This is a genomic window from Pseudomonas protegens (genome assembly GCF_003363755.1).
GTDB classification, from domain to species: domain Bacteria; phylum Pseudomonadota; class Gammaproteobacteria; order Pseudomonadales; family Pseudomonadaceae; genus Aquipseudomonas; species Aquipseudomonas danubii.
Window position 1 is genome coordinate 3,334,070 of the sequence record NZ_CP031396.1, and the last position, 20,063, is coordinate 3,354,132.

The 20,063-nt window shown below is 65.7% G+C and carries 15 protein-coding genes; 8 read left to right on the forward strand and 7 right to left on the reverse strand.

All coding sequences use genetic code 11. The features are described from left to right. Positions 1-2: 2 nt before the first annotated feature. The 7 genes from DWF74_RS15050 to tagH form a co-directional block, all read right to left on the reverse strand. Positions 3-737: a PP2C family protein-serine/threonine phosphatase gene (locus DWF74_RS15050; protein ID WP_102862283.1), complete on the reverse strand. Its 735-nt coding sequence runs from the start codon at positions 735-737 to the stop codon at positions 3-5. After that, positions 738-1,391: a type VI secretion system-associated protein TagF gene (gene tagF / locus DWF74_RS15055; protein ID WP_115581213.1), complete on the reverse strand. Its 654-nt coding sequence runs from the start codon at positions 1,389-1,391 to the stop codon at positions 738-740. It abuts the gene before it with no gap. Further along, the gene (gene tssM / locus DWF74_RS15060) at positions 1,388-4,894 is read right to left on the reverse strand and encodes a type VI secretion system membrane subunit TssM (RefSeq protein WP_102862285.1); all 3,507 of its coding nucleotides are present in this window, start codon (positions 4,892-4,894) and stop codon (positions 1,388-1,390) included. Before tssM ends, tagF begins: the two co-directional genes overlap by 4 nt. Further along, positions 4,891-6,216 (reverse strand): DotU family type VI secretion system protein, encoded by a 1,326-nt coding sequence (locus DWF74_RS15065; RefSeq protein WP_102862286.1) that lies wholly within the window; start codon positions 6,214-6,216, stop codon positions 4,891-4,893. The genes tssM and DWF74_RS15065 overlap by 4 nt, the downstream gene beginning before the upstream one ends. Before the next feature lie 6 nt (positions 6,217-6,222). Beyond that, on the reverse strand, positions 6,223-7,557 hold the full coding sequence (gene tssK, locus DWF74_RS15070; RefSeq protein WP_102862287.1) for a type VI secretion system baseplate subunit TssK: 1,335 nt from the start codon (positions 7,555-7,557) through the stop codon (positions 6,223-6,225). 15 nt (positions 7,558-7,572) lie between these two features. After that, on the reverse strand, positions 7,573-8,079 hold the full coding sequence (tssJ, locus tag DWF74_RS15075) for a type VI secretion system lipoprotein TssJ (RefSeq protein ID WP_102862288.1): 507 nt from the start codon (positions 8,077-8,079) through the stop codon (positions 7,573-7,575). 64 nt (positions 8,080-8,143) lie between these two features. Further along, on the reverse strand, positions 8,144-9,595 hold the full coding sequence (tagH, locus tag DWF74_RS15080) for a type VI secretion system-associated FHA domain protein TagH (RefSeq protein WP_102862289.1): 1,452 nt from the start codon (positions 9,593-9,595) through the stop codon (positions 8,144-8,146). A 393-nt stretch (positions 9,596-9,988) separates the two neighbouring features. On the opposite strand from tagH, the gene tssA reads away from it, so the two are divergent. From tssA to tssH, 8 genes are all read left to right on the forward strand, one after another. Next, on the forward strand, positions 9,989-11,008 hold the full coding sequence (gene tssA, locus DWF74_RS15085) for a type VI secretion system protein TssA (RefSeq protein WP_102862290.1): 1,020 nt from the start codon (positions 9,989-9,991) through the stop codon (positions 11,006-11,008). Positions 11,009-11,089: 81 nt separating this feature from the next. Then, the gene (gene tssB, locus DWF74_RS15090) at positions 11,090-11,605 is read left to right on the forward strand and encodes a type VI secretion system contractile sheath small subunit (protein WP_025130792.1); all 516 of its coding nucleotides are present in this window, start codon (positions 11,090-11,092) and stop codon (positions 11,603-11,605) included. Between the two features lie 16 nt (positions 11,606-11,621). After that, positions 11,622-13,115: a type VI secretion system contractile sheath large subunit gene (tssC, locus tag DWF74_RS15095; protein ID WP_102862291.1), complete on the forward strand. Its 1,494-nt coding sequence runs from the start codon at positions 11,622-11,624 to the stop codon at positions 13,113-13,115. Positions 13,116-13,233: 118 nt separating this feature from the next. After that, complete coding sequence (locus DWF74_RS15100; RefSeq protein ID WP_011064257.1) at positions 13,234-13,722, forward strand: Hcp family type VI secretion system effector; 489 nt, start codon at positions 13,234-13,236, stop codon at positions 13,720-13,722. 171 nt (positions 13,723-13,893) lie between these two features. After that, a complete protein-coding gene (gene tssE, locus DWF74_RS15105; RefSeq protein WP_102862292.1) occupies positions 13,894-14,409 on the forward strand; it encodes a type VI secretion system baseplate subunit TssE in 516 nt (171 codons plus the stop codon). After that, positions 14,406-16,265, forward strand: a complete 1,860-nt coding sequence (gene tssF, locus DWF74_RS15110; RefSeq protein WP_110652900.1) for a type VI secretion system baseplate subunit TssF — start codon at positions 14,406-14,408, stop codon at positions 16,263-16,265. Before tssE ends, tssF begins: the two co-directional genes overlap by 4 nt. Then, entirely contained in the window at positions 16,229-17,281 is a 1,053-nt protein-coding gene (gene tssG, locus DWF74_RS15115) for a type VI secretion system baseplate subunit TssG (protein ID WP_115581214.1), read from the forward strand. Before tssF ends, tssG begins: the two co-directional genes overlap by 37 nt. Further along, positions 17,274-19,949, forward strand: a complete 2,676-nt coding sequence (tssH, locus tag DWF74_RS15120) for a type VI secretion system ATPase TssH (RefSeq protein ID WP_102862295.1) — start codon at positions 17,274-17,276, stop codon at positions 19,947-19,949. The genes tssG and tssH overlap by 8 nt, the downstream gene beginning before the upstream one ends. The last annotated feature ends 114 nt before the right edge of the window (positions 19,950-20,063 follow it).

The following is a 20,063-nucleotide window of genomic DNA, read 5'->3' on the forward strand; positions in this document are numbered from 1 at the left end:
GGTCACTGTCCTGCGGCCTTGATCACGATGGCGGTGATGTTGTCCGGCGCACCCCGGGTCAGGCCCAGGTGAATCAGGCTGCGCACCACGTCGTTGGGCTCGCTGTGGCTGAGCACATCGCGCAGCTCGAAGTCTTCGGCGGTCTTGTTCAAGCCGTCGCTGCACAGCAGGAAGGTGTCGCCGTCCTCCACCTGCAGGTCGACCTGGGACAGCTCCAACTGGGCTTCGACGCCAATGGCCCGGGTGACGATATTGGCCCGGGGGTGCACCCGCGCCTCGGCTTCGCTGAGCAGGCCGCTGTCCTGCAGGTCCTGAACGTAGCTGTGATCCCTGGAAATGCTTTCCAGTTGCTCGTCCCGCAGCCGGTACAGGCGACTGTCGCCGGCCCACAGGCACACCGCCCGAGCACCGCGCACCGCCAGCAGGACCACGGTGCTGCCCATCATGGTCACCCCGCGATTGGCGGTTTCCTCGCGCACGGCAGCATTCACCGCCGCCAGGCCATTGCGCAGCGCGGCGACGTAATGGTCGAGGCTGTCGACCGGCGCAATGCCGCGCAGGCTATCGACAATCAGGCTGCTGACGTAATCCCCGGCAGCGTGCCCGCCCATGCCGTCGGCCACCAGCCAGAGGCCGGCTTCCGGGGCTTCGAGCCAGGCGTCTTCATTGATTTTCCGCACCATGCCGACATGGCTGTAGCTGGCGGACTGGTAGGACAGTTGTGGCGCTGAACCCATTTAGACGGCACCTTCTTGTCCGAGCAAAAATTGCGCAAAATCGCTGGCCGGCGGCAGCCCCTGGCAACGCAGGAGCATCGGGCTGATGGACGGCGAACCCCGGCCCCACCAGGCGCTCGACCCTTCACTGCCCTGGGTCGCGAGGACCGCGCCACGGGACTGTGGATCGCTGACATAAAACCGCTGCAGGCCGGCGAAATGGCTGCATTCGGCGCGAGTCGCCGGGCTCGGCGCTCCCAGGGCCTGCAACCCGTCCTCCAGGGCTTCGAAACTGGCGTCCTGGTCCAGGGTCGCCAGCAGCAGCTCTTCCACCTGTTCGAACCACAGCTGCGGACCACTCACCAGGGAGGCCACATCGCTTTCAGGCTCCAGCAAGGCGGCCACGGTCAGGGGGAAGTAACGCCCGACCCGGTCGATGCTCGGCATCACCACGCCCACCGCCGCCTGGGGCCCACAGACTCCCGGGGCCAGGGCAAAACGCCACAGCGGGCTGACCAGGTAGGCGTTCAGCCACTGCTCGCCCAGGGCGTTCTGGCTGGCCAGCAACCCCGTCGCCAGCCAACTGTCCCAAGGGCCGATGAAACTCTGCGGCAAGCCACGGCTGACAAAATCGCCGCGGCTGGCCAACTTGCCGTACAGGCCGACCACCGTCATAGCCGCTCCGGCAGGCTGAAGCCGCTGAGCACCCGGCTCTTGAACGGGTTGAAGGCACTGCTGGCCCGCAGTTCGTAAGAAATGCTCGCGCCATCCACCCGCAGCCGCAGGTTGAAGCGGTCCGGCGAGTTGGTGGCGGTCAGGTCCGATTGCTCCAGCAAACGGAACCAGGCCCAGGGACCGTCCAGGGTGATCCCGGAGCGCCCAGTGGCCGATGGCGGCATGATCGACAGGCGCACCACGCCGATGCTCCCCGGGTTCGGCCATTGCATGGCCACCGGCCGGCTCGGACCGTGGTCGTAGCTCAGTTGCTGGCCATCCAGGTCGAGCAGGAACTGGCTGATGTTGGCGTCCATGGCCACCGGCTTGAGCTCGAAACGCACCGCCGGCTGGGTCCCGCCACTGGAGCGGAAGAACGCATCGCGGATGTTCGAGGCGCGCTGGAAGGTTTGCAGCACGCCGGGGGAAATGCCCAGCTTCTGCGCCGCGCCCGGCTGCCAGCTCCAGGTGGTGGTCGAGGTGTTGACGTAAGGCTGCAGGTACTTGCGGAAGTAGTTGTCCATCACCCCGCCGGTGCCGAAGAACTGCCCGAAGTCTTCCAGGGTCGCGTCCCGCGAGCTGCCCGGCGACATCGGATAACGCCCGCTCAGGGACTGGCGATAAACGTTCACCACCTCGCTGACCCAGGCCGCATTCAGTTGGTTGCGCACCCCGCCCATCATGGTGTTGGTGGTGGAACTGACCACCGATTTCACCAGCCCCTGGACCACCGGCGGCTGGCGCTCGGCGGTCAGGCTGACCCGCGCCGCCGCGGCACTGGCCTGGTTCTTGGCCTCGCCCAGCAGGGCATCGCCGCTGGCCCCGACCATGGCACTGACCTGCACGTACAGGGCATTCATGTCCGCCAGCAGGCCGTCGATGGCCGCCGGCTCGCCTTCGCCCTTGCTCACCAGGCTGTTGAGCTCGGCAAAGTGCGCGCTTACCGGGTCTTCGCTGCTGGCCACGGCCGCCGGATTTCCTGCCTGTTCCTGGCCCAGCAGGGAACCCAGGCGCTGCTTGAGTTGATCCACACCGCCCTCGACCTTCTGGCCCTGGGCCGCCAACAGGCGTTCTTCCTGTTGCAGATCGGTTTCCTTGGCCACCGCCACCAGCAGCTTCTTCAGCGGCGAGGTGGGCCCGGAGAGGATCCGCAGCACGTCGGCGGCCTGGGCCACGCTGGTGATCGGCACGAAGTCGATGTCCGCCAGCAAGGCGTCCCACTGGCGCAGGTAGTCCTGGAAGTACAGGCGGCGCACGTCGGCGGCGAGGCTGGCGACGTTCTGCTGGTCGGCCTGATCGCGGCCCAGTACCCACTGCTCTTCGGCCAGGGTGCCGGCCTGGTTGAGACTGGCCAGGAGGAAGCCTTCGCGGTAGCCCTTGGCGGTGAACAGCCCGCTCAGGGGTTCGCTCAACGGCTTGCCGCTCTTGCGGGTGAACACCAGCGCCGCGTCACGGCCACCGGCTTCGCTGAGGCGGAAGTCCGGCACACCGTCCGGCAGCTTGGCGCGCTTGACCCGGTCATACACGCGCTGGGCCACCGGCAGCTGTTGCAGCTGGCGGCGCAGGTCGTCGATCAGGCGCTGGTCCAGCCGCGCATTGGGTGGATGTTTTTCGAACAGCGCCTGCAGGTGGCCGGTCAGGGCCTGGCGCTGCTCGGGCGGCAGGTCGCGGGCCAGGGTGCGGTCCCAATCCAGGGTGATCCAGGCCTTGATGAAGTCCGGATCGTAGTGCTCGCTGTCCGCCAGCATCAGGTAGGCCTTGAGCCCCTCGTAGAGGAAGTCCGAGTTGCCGCCGCTGTGCAGCTGCTCTTCGATGCGGGTCATCAGACGCGGGGCGAACACCGCCACCAGCAGCTTGCGATAGACGCTGGCGGCCTCGGCTTCGAGCATGTCGCCCTGATACAGGCCCAGGCCTTCGGCCCAGCCCGGCGCATCGCCGGCCAGGTTGCGCGTGGCGTTGAGCAGCGGCAGCACCGCCAGCACATCGCGCTGGGCCGGGCTGAGGCTTTGCACGTCCTGACGCACCGGGCCGACCCGCTGGTCGACCTGGGCGATATAGGCCTGGTTGGCCCGGTAGCTGATGATCCACAGGGTGCTGACCACCAGCACCAGGGCCACGGTGGCCGCCAGGGCGCCCCGGGCGATCCATTTACGCCGCCGCTCGACCTTGGGGTTGACCCCCACCAGCCCGCGCTCGGCAAAGGCCACCGCGCTGAACAGTTTCTCGATGAAGTAGCTGCGCCCGGTACCGGTCTGCCGCGCCAGGTGCTGGCGGTCCAGGTTCATGCTCTGGGCCATGGCGCCGATCAGGCGGTCGATGGGGCTGCCTTCCTGGGTGCCGCTGGTGAAATACACGCCGCGCAGCAGCACGCGCTCCTCGAAGGCATTGGGTTTGAACACGCCTTCGAGGAAGCCCTGCAAGGACTCCTTGAGCGCCGCGAATTGCTGCGGGAAGCCGTAGATCAGGTCGCGCCGGGCCGGATCGCGTTCCTGTTGCAGGCGCTCCACCAGGCGTTCGTTGAGGCGCTGCTCCAGGGCCGCCAGCTCCGCCGGCAACTGGGCCAGGGGGCTGTCGCCGCTCTTGCCGTCGTCCAGGGCGAAGGTCATGCCCCAGACCTGGGCCCGCTCTTCCTTGCTCAGGGAATCGAAGAACTCCATGAAACCCGGCACCAGATCGAGCTTGGTGAGCATCAGATAGATGGGGAAGCGCACTCCCAGCTGGGTGTACAGCTCCTGGATACGCAGGCGAATCGCCGCCGCATGCGCCGCCCGCTCGGCTTCGCTGCTGAGCAGCAGGTCGGAGAGGCTGATGGCGACGAAGGCGCCATCGATGGGCCGCCGCGAACGCTGGGTTTTCAGCAGGTCGAGAAAGCCCAGCCAGGCCGCCTTGTCCACCGCGGCATGGCTGTCCTGGGTGGTGTAGCGCCCGGCGGTGTCCAGCAATACCGCCTGGTCGGTGAACCACCAGTCGCAGTTGCGGGTGCCGCCGACGCCGCGCACGGCACCGGCCCCCAGCTGCGCGGCCAGGGGAAAATGCAGTCCGGAATTGACCAGCGCGGTGGTCTTGCCCGAGCCCGGTGGCCCGATGATCACGTACCACGGCAGCTCGTAGAGGTTGCGCCGCTCGTCACCGCCGAGCTTGGCCTTCTTCAACAGCGCCAGGGCTTCGTCCATGCGCTGGCGCAGGGCCGCCAGTTCCTCGGCGGTGGCCACGCTGTCCGGGTCCGGCGGGGTATCGGCGGCCAGGCTTTGCAGGACTTTGGCCGCGTGCCGGCGGGCCTGGATGATGCGAAACACCCGGTAGCCGATCCACACCGCGAAAATGACAATGATCAGCGCCCAACGCCGCCCTTCCGGCACCAGGAACTCCAGCAGCGGGCCAATGAACCAGATGATCAGGCTCAGGGCGATCAGCCCCAGCAGTGGAATCACCCAGCGCGTCACAAAACTGAAAAACGCCTTCACTCGACTCCCTCCGCCAATACGCTGATTTCTACCCGACGATTGCGCGCCCGCCCTTCAGCGGTGGCATTGGTTGCCAACGGCTCGGTGTCGCTGCGGCCTTCGGCGCTGAAGCGCTCCGGCTGGCCGGTCTTCGCTGCGAGAATCTGCAACACCGATTCGGCGCGGGCCTGGGACAGCTTCCAGTTGGACGGGAAGCGCAAGGTGGCGATCGGGCGGTTGTCGCTGTGGCCGGTGATGCGCACCTGGCCCTTGACCTTGCGCACCGCGTCGGCGATGCGCAGCATCAGCGGCTGATAGTCGTCGAGGATGCTGGCGCTGGCCGAGGCGAACAGCTCGTCGCCACGGATGGTCACCACCGAACGGTCGACGGCGTCTTCCACCGCCACCCGCCCGGCCTTGATGTCCTCGGCAAGAAAGCCCGCCAGGCGCGGACGCTCGACAATCTTGGGCTGGATCACTGGGCGGTCCAGGGTCTGCACCGGGATCTCGCCCAGGGCATGGATGTTCTTGAACACCGGCTCAGCGTCCGCCGCCAGCTTCAGGCGCAGGCCGAACAGCAGCGCCAGGAGCAGGGCCACACCGATGGCGATACCGACCCAGGGCGGCATGAACTGGGCCAGCCGGTCACGGGCCACGCTGACCCCGCGCCAATGCGGCGAGAGTTCGCGCTCGTGCTCGCCGCGGGCACTGCGGATGATCGCCGCAGTGCGCTCGCGCAGCGCTTCGAGCTGGCTGCGACCGTCGATCATCACCCGGTAGCGGCCTTCGAAACCCAGGCACATGCACAGGTACAGCAGCTCCAGCAGGTACAGGCGCTCGCGGGGGCTCTGCAGGCAGTGCTCCAGCAACTGGAAGACCTTCTCGCCGCCCCAGGCTTCGTTGTGCACGGTGATCAGCAGACTCTGCTTGCCCCAGTCGCTGGTGCTGCCCCAGGGGGTGCTGAGCACCGCTTCATCCAGGGCAGTGCACAGCGCATAGCGCGCCAGCAGCACATCGTTGCGCGGCACGCCAGCGGCCTCGGCCCGCTCCTCGAACTGGCGCAGGTAGGCCAGCAGTTGCGCCCGCAGGCTGGCCGGGGCCGGATGGGCCAGGGTGTTGCGCAGCCGGGTGAGCAAGGCCAGCAGCGGGCCGGCAGCACTCTCCAGGGGGTTCAGGCCCTGGGCCTGGCCGGCCGGCAGCGGCGCCGCCGGCATGGCCAGGGACGGCGCTGGCGCCGGAGCCGGACGCCCGGGCTCGGGAGCACGGCCACCGGGGCGCGGCATGAATTGGGTGCGGTCATTGGCCGGGGACGGCTGCCCTGCCGAATCGTCGAAAGGATGCATCGCGACTTATCCTCGAATGGCCCAGAAGGCCAGGTTCAAGCCCGGGAATTCCCCGGCGACGTGGAACGCGAAGCCGCCGGAATGAACCAGCTGCTTCCAGTGCTCGCTGCCACGGTCGAGCTCGTAGTAGGTGGAGCCGGCGTGATACGGCAACTGCCGTGGCGCCACCGGCAGCGGCAACAGGCCGATGCCCGGCAACTGCAGGTTGACCAGATCGCGGATGTGCTCCACCGAGCCCACTTTGCTCTGCTGGGCAAAGCGCCCGCGCAGGGTCTCGCCGGGCACGTCGGCGCGCACCACCAGGATGAAGCTGGCGCTCTCCAGCAGGGTGCGGTCGGCCAGCATCGCCACGTGCACGCCATAGGCTTTCTCGACGATCGGGATCGGCGTCGCCTTGCTGTCGATCAGCATCGACAGGGCCTCGCGCAGGGCCTGCATCACCGGGGCAAAACTCAGGGCCAGCTCATCGTGCTGGTACTGCGGGTACTCAGCGGGACGTCGAGCGCTGTTGGAGAAGGTCGAGAATTCACCGGCCAGGCTCACCAGCTCGCTGTACAGGCGCTCGGGGTGCAGCGGGCTGATCTGGTTCAGGTGGCTGACCAGCGGCTGGGCGCGGTTGACCAGTTGCAGCAGCATGAAGTCGGCGATTTCCGAAGCGCCTCCGGCCCCCGAAGCCACCACCCGTCCGGCCAGGGCTTCGCCCCGCTGGTGCAGCAGGCCCAGCAGCTCGCTGCGAAAGGCGCTCAAGGGCTTGGACGCGGCCACATCCAGCAGCGGCGGGATGTAGCTGTCATCCAGCACCAGGGCACGGTCGGCGCGCTTTTCCTTGACCCGCACCACACCGATGGCGGCGTAGTCGCTGAGGCCGTCCGCCGCGGTCAGCAGGCGCAAGGCCCGGGAACCCACCGCCACCGGCGCACGGTTTTCAAAGGGGGCGTTGTCGTCCCGCACCTCGCGCACCTGGCTCAGGTAGCGGGCAGCGCCCAGTTCCTCGCCTTCGTCCACGGTATCCCGGGCGCCAGCGCGCTTGAGCGGCAGCGCCAGGTACACCAGGCCATCGCGCAGGCTGTCGTCGATGCTCAGCGGGCTCGGCGCCAGGTCGTCATGGGGAATGTTGAACGGTGTGCCGTCGGGCAACAGGCCGCGGGCGCTGACAATGGCCAGCTTGCCCTGGGCCAGCAGGCCCTGATCGATACGCAGCTCGGAGAATCCCCAGGCCCCCGCCGACAGCGGACGGCTGCGGGCATCGATGAGGTTTTCCAGGTAACGGTCATGCTGCTGGAAGTGCTGGGTTCCAATGAACATGCCTTCCGACCAGACCACGCGATTGTTCCAGGACATGGTTGCTCCGATTGCCTATTGGGCAGGGCTGGATGGGGGGGCCACGAGCTCGGCGCTGATCGCGCGGACATCGAGGACGATCTGATACTGATTGTTCAGGCGCTGCGCCGTGTTGACCCCGACTCGCCACAGGGCCTGGTCCACTTCGCGATAGCCCACCAACAGGCCGACCTGACGGGTGGCCGGGTCCAGGGTGCGCTTGAGGGTGAACTGGTCGCCGGGCTTGACCAGCACTTCATCCTGGTCGATGAGGTCCGGGCCCAGGGTGGCCGGGGCCCGCTCCGCCAGGGCGAAGTAGTCAGCGCGCATGAAGGTGGCCGGGTTCTTGAGTTCGAAGATCCGCACCCGCACCGGGGTGCTCAGGCCGTCAGGGCCCGGGTTGAGCCCGGCCACGGCCTGGAAACGCAGCTCCACGGTGGTGGCGCCAGGTTCGTCCTTGGCCGGCTCGGCGGGCGTTGGTGCGTCCTTGGCACAGGCTGCCAGTACCAGCATGGCGACCAATGTCAGTAATCGTTGAATCATCCTGCGTCCTCAATGACGTGTCAGCTGTCCGTGTATCCGTGTGTTCGGGGGGTTCCAGGCGCGCTCAGGAACGGCGCAGCCGGTGGGTATGCTCTTCGTAGGCGCGACTGAATTCACGACCGAAAAGGTCCTGGAAATCGTCCTGGGCTTCTTGGGAAATCTGTTTGTAGAGCGCCGTGAACTGCTGCCAGTTCTGCGCCTGCCGCGAACCGCTGAACAGGTTGCCCAGGCCACCGGGACGGGCCATGCGGGCTTCCAGCTCAGTGGGTTCGAAGCGCCCCAGCAGGTGTTTGATCGCGGCTTCCACGCCGGCCATGACGGCCAGCTGGTGAGCCCGCAAATCGTCGAAGCTCTCCTGCACCGCCTGGTCCGGGGCCATGAACGCCTGGTTGCTGTGGCGCAACAGCAGGAGCATGGCTTCGTCCACGTTAGGGGCGAACTTCAGCGGGTTGTTTTCCACCGGGCGGATCATGGTCTGCTGCATGCGGAACTCGCCCTTGAGGCTGCTGCGGGCACGCAACACATCGATCAGGCCTTCCACCATCAAGCGGTAGCTGCGCCCCAGGCTTTCCATCTGCGCCTGGGCCTGCTGCGGGTCGATGCGCAGTTGGTCCAGCCCGGCGCCCCGCAGGAAGGCTTGCAACAGGTCGGTGTGTGGCTCCGGCTCGGCCGCTGGCGAAACAGGAGCCGCAGGGGCGACAGGGGCAACGGGCACCACGGCTGCGACCTCGATCGGTTGCGGCTGCGGTGGTACTGCACTGAACTCAGCGACGCTGGCAAAGGGGTCCGGGACAACAGGCGGCGCTGCCACTGGCGCTGCGCTCGCCACCGGAGCCGGTCGGGCCGGTGTTTCGCCGAACAGGTCCCAGTCCTCCGGAATCACCGCCGCGCCCTGGGGCGCAGCCGGCTGAGGCGCAGCTACGGGCTGAGGCACGGTGGTGGGGGTCGGCGGGCGAAAGTCGTGCTGCTCGGCGGGCACATGATCGGGCTGAGTGGCCGGAGGCGTGGCGCTCGGAGTCAGGAAATCGAACAGGTCAGGAAAGGTGTCCTGGGCAGAAGCCCCCTGAAAATGCGCCACCGGCGCCATGGCAATCGGCTCGATCGGCGTGGGAGGCGACGAGTGGCGCCCCATCAGCGCTTCGAAACTGTTGGAGCTGTCCCCGGAAAAGGCCTCAACCTGGGCACGATTGAGACTGAAATCGATCCGCGCACTGATTTCATAATCGCCAATGCGAATAACCTCGCCATCTTCCAATGGCTCACTGCTACCCCGGCGCATACGAATACCGGCACGGACTAACTCCACACCATTAGTACTGTTATCGGTCAAATAATAACGGCCATCCTTGTATTGGATGACACAATGTCGCGCTGAAACTAAGCGCTCGGGATCAGGAAGTACCCAGTCATTATCGGAACTGCGGCCAATTGCCATCATTCCCTGATCCATTAGTTTCTCAGGGCATTGACCAGGGGTGATCTTGTGATAACTAGTGATAGTCAAACACAGCGACATTGCGCCTCCTTGCTGTACTTCCGCGTGCGAACCGGCGGCGGGGAAAAAGTTCCGTAAAAAAAAGAAAAACCCGCAAAAAATCCTTTAAACAGCACCGTTCACAGCATGATCGCTCAACTTAAACTACACAGATGACAAAAGCCTTTCGTCCCGCCCCAATCTGACTCGCCGGTCAAGGAACTAAGTAAGTCGACATAACAGTGTCATGCGGGGCGAATAGCTTACCTTGACAAGCCACAACTACTACACCAAAAATGCACAACTTCTTGAACACGGATGATGGCTCACTAGTATCAATGAGTCCATGTTAACCAAGAAATGTGCGCGAGTTCACAAACAACTAGTGCATTAATTGCCTGACTGTCCTGCAGGCTGATAGGGAGATCGAACCAGGTGGATGTACCGATGTTGCTCGCCGCTATTTCAGCAACTTCGCCTTGTGGCGAAGACCTGGAATATGACGCGGATTTCTTGCACTTGGAGCGGGCCGCACAAGGCCAGCCCGAGCGCAGCATGGGCGACTCGATCCTGCCGGCCGAGCCGCCGGACTGGCGCAGCGTCCAGCAACAGAGCCTGGACTTGCTGGCCCGCAGCAAAGACCTGCGCATCACCCATTTCCTCCTGCAAAGTACCCTGGCCCTTGAAGGCCTGCCGGGCCTGGCCACCAGTCTCGACCTGATCAACGGTTTGCTCCGTGATTACTGGGCCGAGCTGCACCCGCGCCTGGACGCCGACGACGACAACGATCCCACGGTGCGGATCAATGCCCTGGCCGGCCTGGCAGCAGACTCCACTATCGGCCTGTTGCGCGAAGCCATCCTCACCCGTTCCCGGACCTTCGGCCCGGTGAGCGTGCGCGCGGCGCTGAACGCCGCCGGCCTGCAGCACTTCTCGGGCGAAAGCCTGGGTTCCGATCACTTGGCCGGGGCCCTGCAAGACAGCGACCCAGAGCACCTGGAAGCCATTCGCCACGCCTTGAGCAGCGCTCGCTCGGCGGCCGAATCCATCGAAAAGCAGGTCAGCGAACAAGTGGGTTCCGCCAGCGGCGTTGACCTCAGCGCCCTCAAGCAGCCCCTGCGCCTGGCGCTGCAGGTGCTAAGCCTGCACGCCCCGCAAACCAGCGAAAGCCCGGCCGATGAGCCCGCCGAAGCCCCCGCGAACGAGGCCGGCAACGCGCCCGTGGCGCCAGCCGCAACGCGGATTTCCGGCGAGATCAACAGCCGTGAGGACGTGCTGCGCAGCCTTGACCGGCTGCTGGCCTACTACAGCCGTCACGAGCCTTCGAGCCCGCTGCCGGTGCTGCTCAACCGAGCCAAGAATCTGGTCAACGCCGATTTCGCGGCCATCGTGCGCAACCTGATTCCCGATGGCATGTCCCAATTTGAAAACCTGCGCGGCCCCGAATCCGACTAACCCCGGTACGGCCGAACAGTATCGTCAGCGGCAATCACCGACCGACGCCAACACCGTCGCAACAGCGACCAGGAGCACAACGTGGCGAAGCAAAGTTCTCAAAAGTTCATCGCGCGCAACCGCGCGCCCCGGGTGCAGATCGAGTACGACGTCGAACTCTACGGCGCCGAGAAAAAGGTCCAGCTGCCCTTCGTCATGGGCGTGATGGCTGACCTGGCCGGCAAGCCTGCAGAGCCTCTGGCGGCGGTGGCCGATCGCAAGTTCCTGGAAATCGACGTCGACAACTTCGACTCGCGCCTCAAGGCCATGCAGCCACGGGTCGCGTTCCACGTGCCCAACGAACTGACCGGCGAAGGCAACCTGAGCCTGGACATCACCTTCGAGAGCATGGACGACTTCAGCCCCGCCGCGGTGGCACGCAAGGTCGACTCCCTGAACCAGCTGCTGGAGGCCCGTACCCAACTGGCCAACCTGCTGACCTACATGGACGGCAAGACCGGCGCTGAAGAAATCATCATGAAAGCCATCAAGGATCCGGCGTTGCTCCAGGCCCTGGCGAGTGCGCCAAAACCTGTGGACTCCGAGCCGAACGCGTAAATCAGGACCAACGATCATGACCGAATTGATGCGTGACAATCAGGCCCAACCCGGCGCCACCGAGCAGGCCAGCGAATTCGCTTCGCTGCTGCTGCAGGAATTCAAACCCAAGACCGAGCGTGCTCGCGAAGCCGTGGAAACCGCCGTGCGGACCCTGGCCGAACAGGCCCTGGCGCAGACCGACCTGGTGTCCAACGACGCCATCAAGTCGATCGAGTCGATCATCGCCGCCATCGACGCCAAGCTCACCGCCCAGGTCAACCAGGTGATCCATCACCCGGAATTCCAGAAACTGGAAAGCGCCTGGCGTGGCTTGCACTACCTGGTCAACAACACCGAGAGCGACGAGCAGCTGAAGATCCGCGTGCTCAACATCTCCAAGCCGGAGCTGCACAAGACCCTGAAGAAATTCAAGGGCACGGCCTGGGACCAGAGCCCGCTGTTCAAGAAAATGTACGAAGAGGAATACGGCCAGTTCGGCGGCGAGCCTTACGGCTGCCTGGTGGGCGACTACTATTTCGACCAGTCGCCACCGGATGTCGAGCTCTTGGGCGAGCTGTCGAAAGTCTGCGCCGCCATGCACTCCCCGTTCATCGCCGCGGCTTCGCCGACCGTGATGGGCATGGGTTCGTGGCAGGAACTGTCCAACCCGCGCGATCTGACCAAGATCTTCACCACCCCGGAATACGCCGGCTGGCGTTCGCTGCGTGAATCGGAAGACTCGCGCTACATCGGCCTGACCATGCCGCGCTTCCTGGCGCGCCTGCCGTACGGCGCCAAGACCGACCCGGTGGAAGCCTTCGCCTTCGAAGAAAACACCGACGGCGCCGACAGCTCCAAGTACACCTGGGCCAACGCGGCCTACGCCATGGCGGTGAACATCAACCGTTCGTTCAAGCATTTCGGCTGGTGCTCGCGGATTCGCGGCGTGGAATCCGGTGGCGAGGTGGAAAACCTCCCGGCCCACACCTTCCCCACCGACGACGGTGGCGTGGACATGAAGTGCCCGACCGAGATCGCCATCTCCGACCGCCGTGAAGCGGAACTGGCGAAGAACGGCTTCATGCCGCTGCTGCACAAGAAGAACACCGACTTCGCTGCCTTCATCGGCGCCCAGTCGCTGCAGAAGCCCGCCGAGTACGACGACCCGGACGCCACCGCCAACGCCAACCTGGCCGCGCGCCTGCCGTACCTGTTCGCCACCTGCCGCTTCGCCCATTACCTGAAGTGCATCGTGCGCGACAAGATCGGCTCCTTCAAAGAGAAGGACGAGATGCAGCGCTGGCTGCAGGACTGGATCCTCAACTACGTCGACGGTGATCCGGCGCACTCCACCGAAACCACCAAGGCCCAGCACCCACTGGCCGCGGCGGAAGTGGTGGTCGAGGAAGTCGAAGGCAACCCGGGCTACTACAACTCGAAGTTCTTCCTGCGCCCGCACTACCAGCTCGAAGGGCTGACCGTGTCGTTGCGCCTGGTATCCAAACTGCCGTCCGCCAAGGGCGCCTGACCCATAACCGACTCAAACCTGTCGCCGTCGCCACAAGCCGCGCAAGGTCCCCAGGGCCTCGCGCAGCGGCGCCAGACGCTGAATCAACATCGTGGCAAGTGCCACACAGGGAGAAAACATGGCTGTTGATATTTTCATCAAGATCGGTGACATCAAGGGCGAGTCCATGGACAAAGCCCACAAAGACGAAATCGACGTGCTGAACTGGAGCTGGGGCATGTCCCAGTCCGGCAACATGCACGTGGGTGGCGGCGGCGGTGCGGGCAAGGTGAACATCCAGGACCTGTCGCTGACCAAGTACGTCGACAAGGCCTCGCCGAACCTGATGATGCATTGCTCCAGCGGCAAGCACATCGACAAGGTGCGCCTGACCGTGCGCAAGGCCGGCGGCGAAAGCCAGGTCGAGTACATGATCATCGACCTGGAAGAAGTGCTGATCACCTCGCTGAGCACCGGCGGCTCGGGCAGCGATGACCGCCTGACCGAAAACATCACCCTGAACTTCGCTCAGGTGATGGTCGAGTACCAGCCGCAGAAAGCCGACGGTACCAAGGACGGCGGCCCGATCAAGTACGGCTGGAACATCCGCTCGAACACCAAGCGCTGATCCGCTGCGGTCGCGCCGCGGCGGCGAAAGATCCGGGCCATGCTGCATGCTTGGCCCGGGTTGCGAGGACGTTGTCCTCGTTCGCAGCCTGCGGCAGCGGCTACAGGGGTGTGCGCCTGTGCCCCTTTTCGTGACGTCATGCCTGCGCAATCCGATCCTGGAGCGAACCCTTTGGTAACCGACATCGCCGCCCGCGATCGCTTGCAACCCTCTTTGCTGGATCGTCTGACCGACGATGAACCCGGCAACCTGAAAGAAAGCCCGGACAAGCGCGTGCTGTCCCTGAGCCAGCTCAAGGCCTCGGTACTGCGCGACCTGGCATGGCTGCTCAACACCACTTCCCTGCTGGAAGCCGATGCCACCCTGCACACCCCCGCCGGTACGTCGGTGGTCAACTACGGCTTGCCGGCCCTGGCCGGGTACAGCGCGTCGAGCATCGATATTCCGGCCCTGGAAAGCCTGATCCACCAGGCCATCGCCACCTTTGAACCACGCATCCTGCGCAGCACCTTGCGGGTTCGTGCGCGCACCGCGCCCGGCGAGATGAACCACAACGCCCTGAGCTTCGAGATCGAGGGCGATCTGTGGGCCCAGCCGATGCCCCTGCGCCTGCTGCTGCAAACCGACATGGACCTGGAATCCGGGCATGTCCGGGTGGTGCAAGCCGACTCCCGGAGGCGCTCATGAATCCGCGCCTGTTGGAGCTGTACAACCAGGAACTGCACCACGTGCGCGAAAGCGCCGCGGAGTTCGCCAAGGAATACCCGAAGATCGCCAGCCGCCTGACCCTGTCGGGCATGGACTGCGCCGACCCCTATGTCGAGCGCCTGCTGGAAGGCTTCGCCTATCTGACCGCCCGGGTGCAGTTGAAGCTCGATGCCGAGTACCCGACCTTCACCCACAACCTACTGGAGATCGCCTACCCGCACTACCTGGCGCCGACCCCGTCGATGACCGTGGTGCAGTTGCAGGCCGATCCCGATGAAGGCTCCCTGAGCAGCGGCTTCACCCTGGAGCGCGACACCAGCCTGCGGGCCGCCCTGAGCCGCGACACCCAGACCTGCTGCGAGTACCGCACCGCCCACGCGGTGACGCTGTGGCCGCTGCAAGTCAGCCAGGCCGAATACTTCGGCAACCCGGCAGCGGTGCTCGGACGCCTGGCCGCCAACGAGCCCAAGGCCAAGGCCGGGCTGCGCCTGACCCTGCGCACCGGCGCCGAACTGCCGTTCAACAGCCTGGCCCTGGAGCAGTTGCCGCTGTACCTGAATGGCAACGACGAGCTGCCGTTCCGTCTCTACGAACAGTTGCTGGGCAACGCCTGTGCGGTGTTCGCCCGGGCTCCGGGCAGCGACTGGGTCGAGCGCCTGCCACTGGACGCCCTGCGCTCCCGTGGCTTCGACGACCGTGACGCGGCCCTGCCGGTGGTGCCCCAGGCCTTCCAGGGTTATCGCCTGCTGCAGGAATACTTCGCCCTGCCCAACCGCTTCCTGTTCGTCGAATTCGCCCAGCTGGGCCGTGCGGTACAACGCTGCGCCGGCCAGGAGCTGGAGCTGATCGTACTCTTCGAGCGCTTCGACCAGAGCCTGGAAGGCAGCGTCGGCACCGCCCAGTTCGTGCCCTTCTGCACCCCGGCGATCAACCTGTTTCCCAAGCGCCTGGACCGCATCCACCTGTCCGACCGGGTCAACGAGCACCATGTGATCGCCGACCGCACCCGGCCCATGGATTTCGAAGTGCACTCGCTGACCGCCATCAGTGGCCACGGCACCGGGCCGGAGCAGCCATTCCTGCCGTTCTACGCGGTGCGCGACCCGTCCCGCTACGGCCGCGACCAGGCTTACTACATCGTCCGCCGCGAACCCCGGGTGCTGTCCAGCGACCAGCGCCGCAACGGCCCGCGCTCCACTTACATCGGCAGCGAATCCTTCGTCAGCCTGGTGGACAGCCAGCAGGCGCCCTACCGCCATGACTTGCGCCAGCTCGGGGTCAGCGCCCTGTGCACCAACCGCGACCTGCCGCTGTTCATGAACACCGGCAACGCCAAGACCGACTTCACCCTGGCCGACAGCGCCCCGGTGCAGGCCATCCGCTGCCTGGCCGGCCCCAGCCGACCACGCCCCAGCCACGCCCATGACGGCAAGGCCTGGCGCCTGATCAGCCAGCTGTCGCTGAACTACCTGTCCCTGAGCGAACAGGGCCAGGGCGCAGCGGCCCTGCGCGAGCTGTTGCGGCTGTACGGCGACAGCAACGACGCGGCCCTGCAATTGCAGATCGAGGGCCTGCGGGAAGTCAGCAGCAAGGCGGTGACCCGGCGCCTGCCGATGCCCGGGCCGATCGTCTTCGGCCGGGGCCTGGAGATCACCCTGCAATTCGACGAAAACGCGTTTCGCGGCACCGGGGTGTTCCTGCTCGGCGCGGTCTTCGAGCGCTTCCTGGCACGTTACGTGTCGATCAACAGTTTTACCGAGACGGTGATCCGTACCACCGAACGCGGCGAGATCATGCGATGGAAAGCCAAGCCCGGACGTCGTCCGACTCTTTGAATACGCTGACGGCGATGCACGCCGAGCCCTGGGAGTACGACTTCTTCCAGGCCCTGCGGCGTATCGAATGCCTGTCGCCGCAACTGCCGCGCTTCGGTCACTCCCTGCGCCTGGCGGACGATCCGCTGCGCCTGGGCCAGCAGGCCGATTGCACCTTCGCGCCCTCGACCCTGGCTTCGGTCACCCCGGGCAGCGACGGCGCGGCCACGCGCCTGGAGCAGTTCTTCTTCGGCCTGGGCGGCCCCAACGGCCCCCTGCCGCTGCACGTCACCGAGTACGTGCGCGAACGCCAGCGCAACAACGCCGACAGCACCAGCAAGCGCTTTCTCGATGTGTTCCACCATCGCCTGCTGAGCCTGTTCTACCGCGCCTGGGCCGAAGCCCGGCCGACGGTGAGCCACGACCGCCCGGACGACGACTACTGGTCCGCGCGCCTGGCGGCCCTGAGTGGCCGGGGCATGCCCAGCCTGCTCAAGCAGGGGTTGATTCCCGACACCGCCAAGCTGCACTACAGCGGCCACCTGGCGGCCCAGACCCGCTACCCGGACGGCCTGCGCGCCATCATCGGCGAGTACTTCGGCCTGCCGGTGGCGATCGAGGAATACGTCGGCCAGTGGCTGGAGTTGCCCGAGCGCAGCCGGGTCGGGGTGCAGTCCCATCAGCTGGGGGTGGACTTCTGCCTGGGCAGCCACGTCTGGGACCGCCAGCACAAATTCCGCATTCGCCTGGGTCCGCTGAAGTTGGAGGACTACCAAGGGATGCTGCCCGACGGCCAGCCGTTCAAGGAACTGGTGGCCTGGGTCGCCGAATACCTGGGCTTCGAGCTGGACTGGGACCTGAACCTGGTCCTGCTCAAGGACGAAGTGCCCAGGCTGCAACTCAACGGCCGCCAGCGCCTGGGTTTCAACACCTGGCTCGGTCAACCCGGCAGTGATGCCAAGGATCTCATACTGGCCCGGCACTACGCCGACCTGGCCACTACCTCACGTACACCAAGGAGCACAGAGCATGGGTGAAATCAGTCGCGCGGCGCTGTTCGGCAAACTCAACAGCGTTGCCTACAAAGCCATCGAAGCCGCCACGGTCTTCTGCAAGTTGCGGGGCAATCCCTATGTGGAACTGGCCCACTGGCTGCACCAGTTGCTGCAACTTACGGACTCGGACCTGCACCGCATCATCCGCCAGTTCAACCTGGAGCCGGCGCGCCTGGCCAAGGACCTGACCGAAGCCCTGGATCGCCTGCCCCGGGGCTCGACCTCGATCACCGACCTGTCGTCCCACGTCGAGGAAGCGGTGGAACGCGGCTGGGTCTACGGCAGCCTGATGTTCGGCGAAAGCCAGGTGCGCACCGGCTACCTGGTGATCGGCATCCTCAAGACGCCGAGCCTGCGCCACGCGCTGCTGGGGCTGTCCCGGGAGTTCGACAAGATCAAGATCGAGGCCCTGTGCGAGCGTTTTGACGAGTACATCGGCGACTCGCCGGAAAACGCCCTGAGCGCCAGCGACGGTTTCACTGCCGGCGCGGTGCCGGGCGAAGCCAGCGGCGCCATGGCCCCCAGCGCCCTGGGCAAGCAGGAAGCCCTCAAGCGCTTCACCGTCGACCTCACCGAGCAGGCCCGTAGCGGCAAGCTCGACCCCATCGTCGGCCGTGACGAAGAGATTCGCCAACTGGTGGACATCCTCATGCGCCGCCGCCAGAACAACCCGATCCTCACCGGCGAAGCCGGGGTCGGCAAGACCGCGGTGGTGGAAGGTTTCGCCCTGCGCATCGTCGCCGGCGACGTGCCGCCCGCGCTCAAGGATGTCGAACTGCGCAGCCTCGACGTCGGCCTGCTGCAGGCCGGTGCCAGCATGAAGGGCGAGTTCGAACAGCGCCTGCGCCAGGTCATCGAAGACGTCCAGGCTTCGCCCAAGCCGATCATCCTGTTCATCGACGAAGCCCACACCCTGGTGGGCGCCGGTGGCGCCGCCGGCACCGGCGATGCGGCCAACCTGCTCAAACCCGCCCTGGCCCGCGGCACCCTGCGTACCGTGGCCGCCACCACCTGGGCCGAGTACAAGAAGCACATCGAGAAAGACCCGGCCCTGACCCGGCGCTTCCAGGTGGTGCAAGTGGCCGAGCCGTCGGAAGACAAGGCGCTGCTGATGATGCGCGGCGTGGCCTCGACCATGGAGCAGCACCATCAGGTGCAGATCCTCGACGAAGCCCTGGAAGCCTCGGTCAAACTGTCCCATCGCTACATTCCGGCGCGCCAGTTGCCAGACAAATCCGTCAGCCTGCTGGACACCGCCTGCGCCCGCGTCGCCATCAGCCTGCACGCGGTGCCGGCCGAGGTGGACGACAGCCGCCGGCGCATCGAGGCCCTGGAAACCGAACTACAGATCATCGCCCGGGAACAGGCGATCGGCGTGGCCATCGGCAACCGTCAGGTCAACAGCGAAAACCTCCTGGCTGCCGAGCGCGAGCGCCTGGCCGAACTGGAAAGCCGCTGGGCGCAAGAGAAGACCCTGGTGGACGAACTGCTGGCGACCCGCGCCCAACTGCGGGAAAACGTCGGCCTGGTGGACAGCGACGTTGGCGACGCAAGCCACGGCCTGCGGGAAAAGCTGCTGGACCTGCAACAGCGCCTGACGGCCCTGCAAGGCGAAACCCCGTTGATTCTGCCGACCGTGGATTACCAGGCGGTGGCCTCGGTGGTCGCCGACTGGACCGGGATTCCCGTGGGCCGCATGGCCCGCAACGAGCTGGAAACCGTGCTCAACCTCGACCAGCACTTGAAGAAACGCATCATCGGCCAGGACCACGCCCTGCAGATGATCGCCAAGCGCATCCAGACCTCCCGCGCCGGCCTCGACAACCCCAACAAGCCGATTGGCGTATTCATGCTGGCGGGCACCTCCGGGGTGGGCAAGACCGAAACCGCCCTGGCCCTGGCCGAAGCCATGTACGGCGGTGAGCAGAACGTCATCACCATCAACATGAGCGAGTTCCAGGAAGCCCACACCGTGTCCACCCTCAAGGGCGCCCCGCCGGGCTATGTCGGCTACGGCGAAGGCGGCGTGCTCACCGAAGCGGTGCGGCGCAAGCCGTACAGCGTGGTGCTGCTGGACGAAGTGGAAAAGGCCCACCCGGATGTGCACGAGATCTTCTTCCAGGTGTTCGACAAAGGCGTCATGGAAGACGGCGAAGGCCGCATGATCGACTTCAAGAACACCCTGATCCTGCTCACCACCAACGCCGGCACCGAGCTGATCGCCAACGTCTGCAAGAACCCGCAGACCCTGCCCGAGCCGGAAGAGATCGCCAAGGCCCTGCGCCAGCCATTGCTGGAGATATTCCCGCCGGCGCTGCTGGGGCGCCTGGTGACCATCCCCTACTACCCGCTGAGCGACGACATGCTCAAGGCGATCACCCGCCTGCAACTGGGACGGATCAAGAAGCGCGTGGAAAGCACCCACAAGGTGGATTTCGATTTCGACGACGAGGTCATCGACCTGATCGTTTCCCGTTGCACCGAGACCGAGAGTGGTGGCCGCATGATCGACGCCATCCTCACCAACAGCCTGCTGCCGGACATGAGCCGCGAGTTCCTCACCCGCATGCTCGAAGGCCGCGCGCTGGCCGGGGTGCGCATTCGCCAGCGGGACAACGAATTGCACTACGACTTCAGCGAGCCGGCCTGAGCCCGGGTTCCCTGTAGCCGCTGCCGCAGGCTGCGAACGAGCTGGGCGGCACTGCGCCGCAGCGGTCGCGCCCTTGAGGGCCAGAGAAGGCCCTTCGGGCCTTGTCGCAGCCTG

Bases quoted from the DNA above. Each gene is read 5' to 3' on its own strand.
- DWF74_RS15050 (WP_102862283.1), bottom strand. From the start codon at position 737: ATGGGTTCAGCGCCACAACTGTCCTACCAGTCCGCCAGCTACAGCCAT.
- tagF (WP_115581213.1), bottom strand. From the start codon at position 1,391: ATGACGGTGGTCGGCCTGTACGGCAAGTTGGCCAGCCGCGGCGATTTT.
- DWF74_RS15065 (WP_102862286.1), bottom strand. From the start codon at position 6,216: ATGCATCCTTTCGACGATTCGGCAGGGCAGCCGTCCCCGGCCAATGAC.
- tssK (WP_102862287.1), bottom strand. From the start codon at position 7,557: ATGTCCTGGAACAATCGCGTGGTCTGGTCGGAAGGCATGTTCATTGGA.
- tssJ (WP_102862288.1), bottom strand. From the start codon at position 8,079: ATGATTCAACGATTACTGACATTGGTCGCCATGCTGGTACTGGCAGCC.
- tagH (WP_102862289.1), bottom strand. From the start codon at position 9,595: ATGTCGCTGTGTTTGACTATCACTAGTTATCACAAGATCACCCCTGGT.
- tssC (WP_102862291.1), top strand. From the start codon at position 11,622: ATGACCGAATTGATGCGTGACAATCAGGCCCAACCCGGCGCCACCGAG.
- DWF74_RS15100 (WP_011064257.1), top strand. From the start codon at position 13,234: ATGGCTGTTGATATTTTCATCAAGATCGGTGACATCAAGGGCGAGTCC.
- tssF (WP_110652900.1), top strand. From the start codon at position 14,406: ATGAATCCGCGCCTGTTGGAGCTGTACAACCAGGAACTGCACCACGTG.
- tssG (WP_115581214.1), top strand. From the start codon at position 16,229: ATGGAAAGCCAAGCCCGGACGTCGTCCGACTCTTTGAATACGCTGACG.
- tssH (WP_102862295.1), top strand. From the start codon at position 17,274: ATGGGTGAAATCAGTCGCGCGGCGCTGTTCGGCAAACTCAACAGCGTT.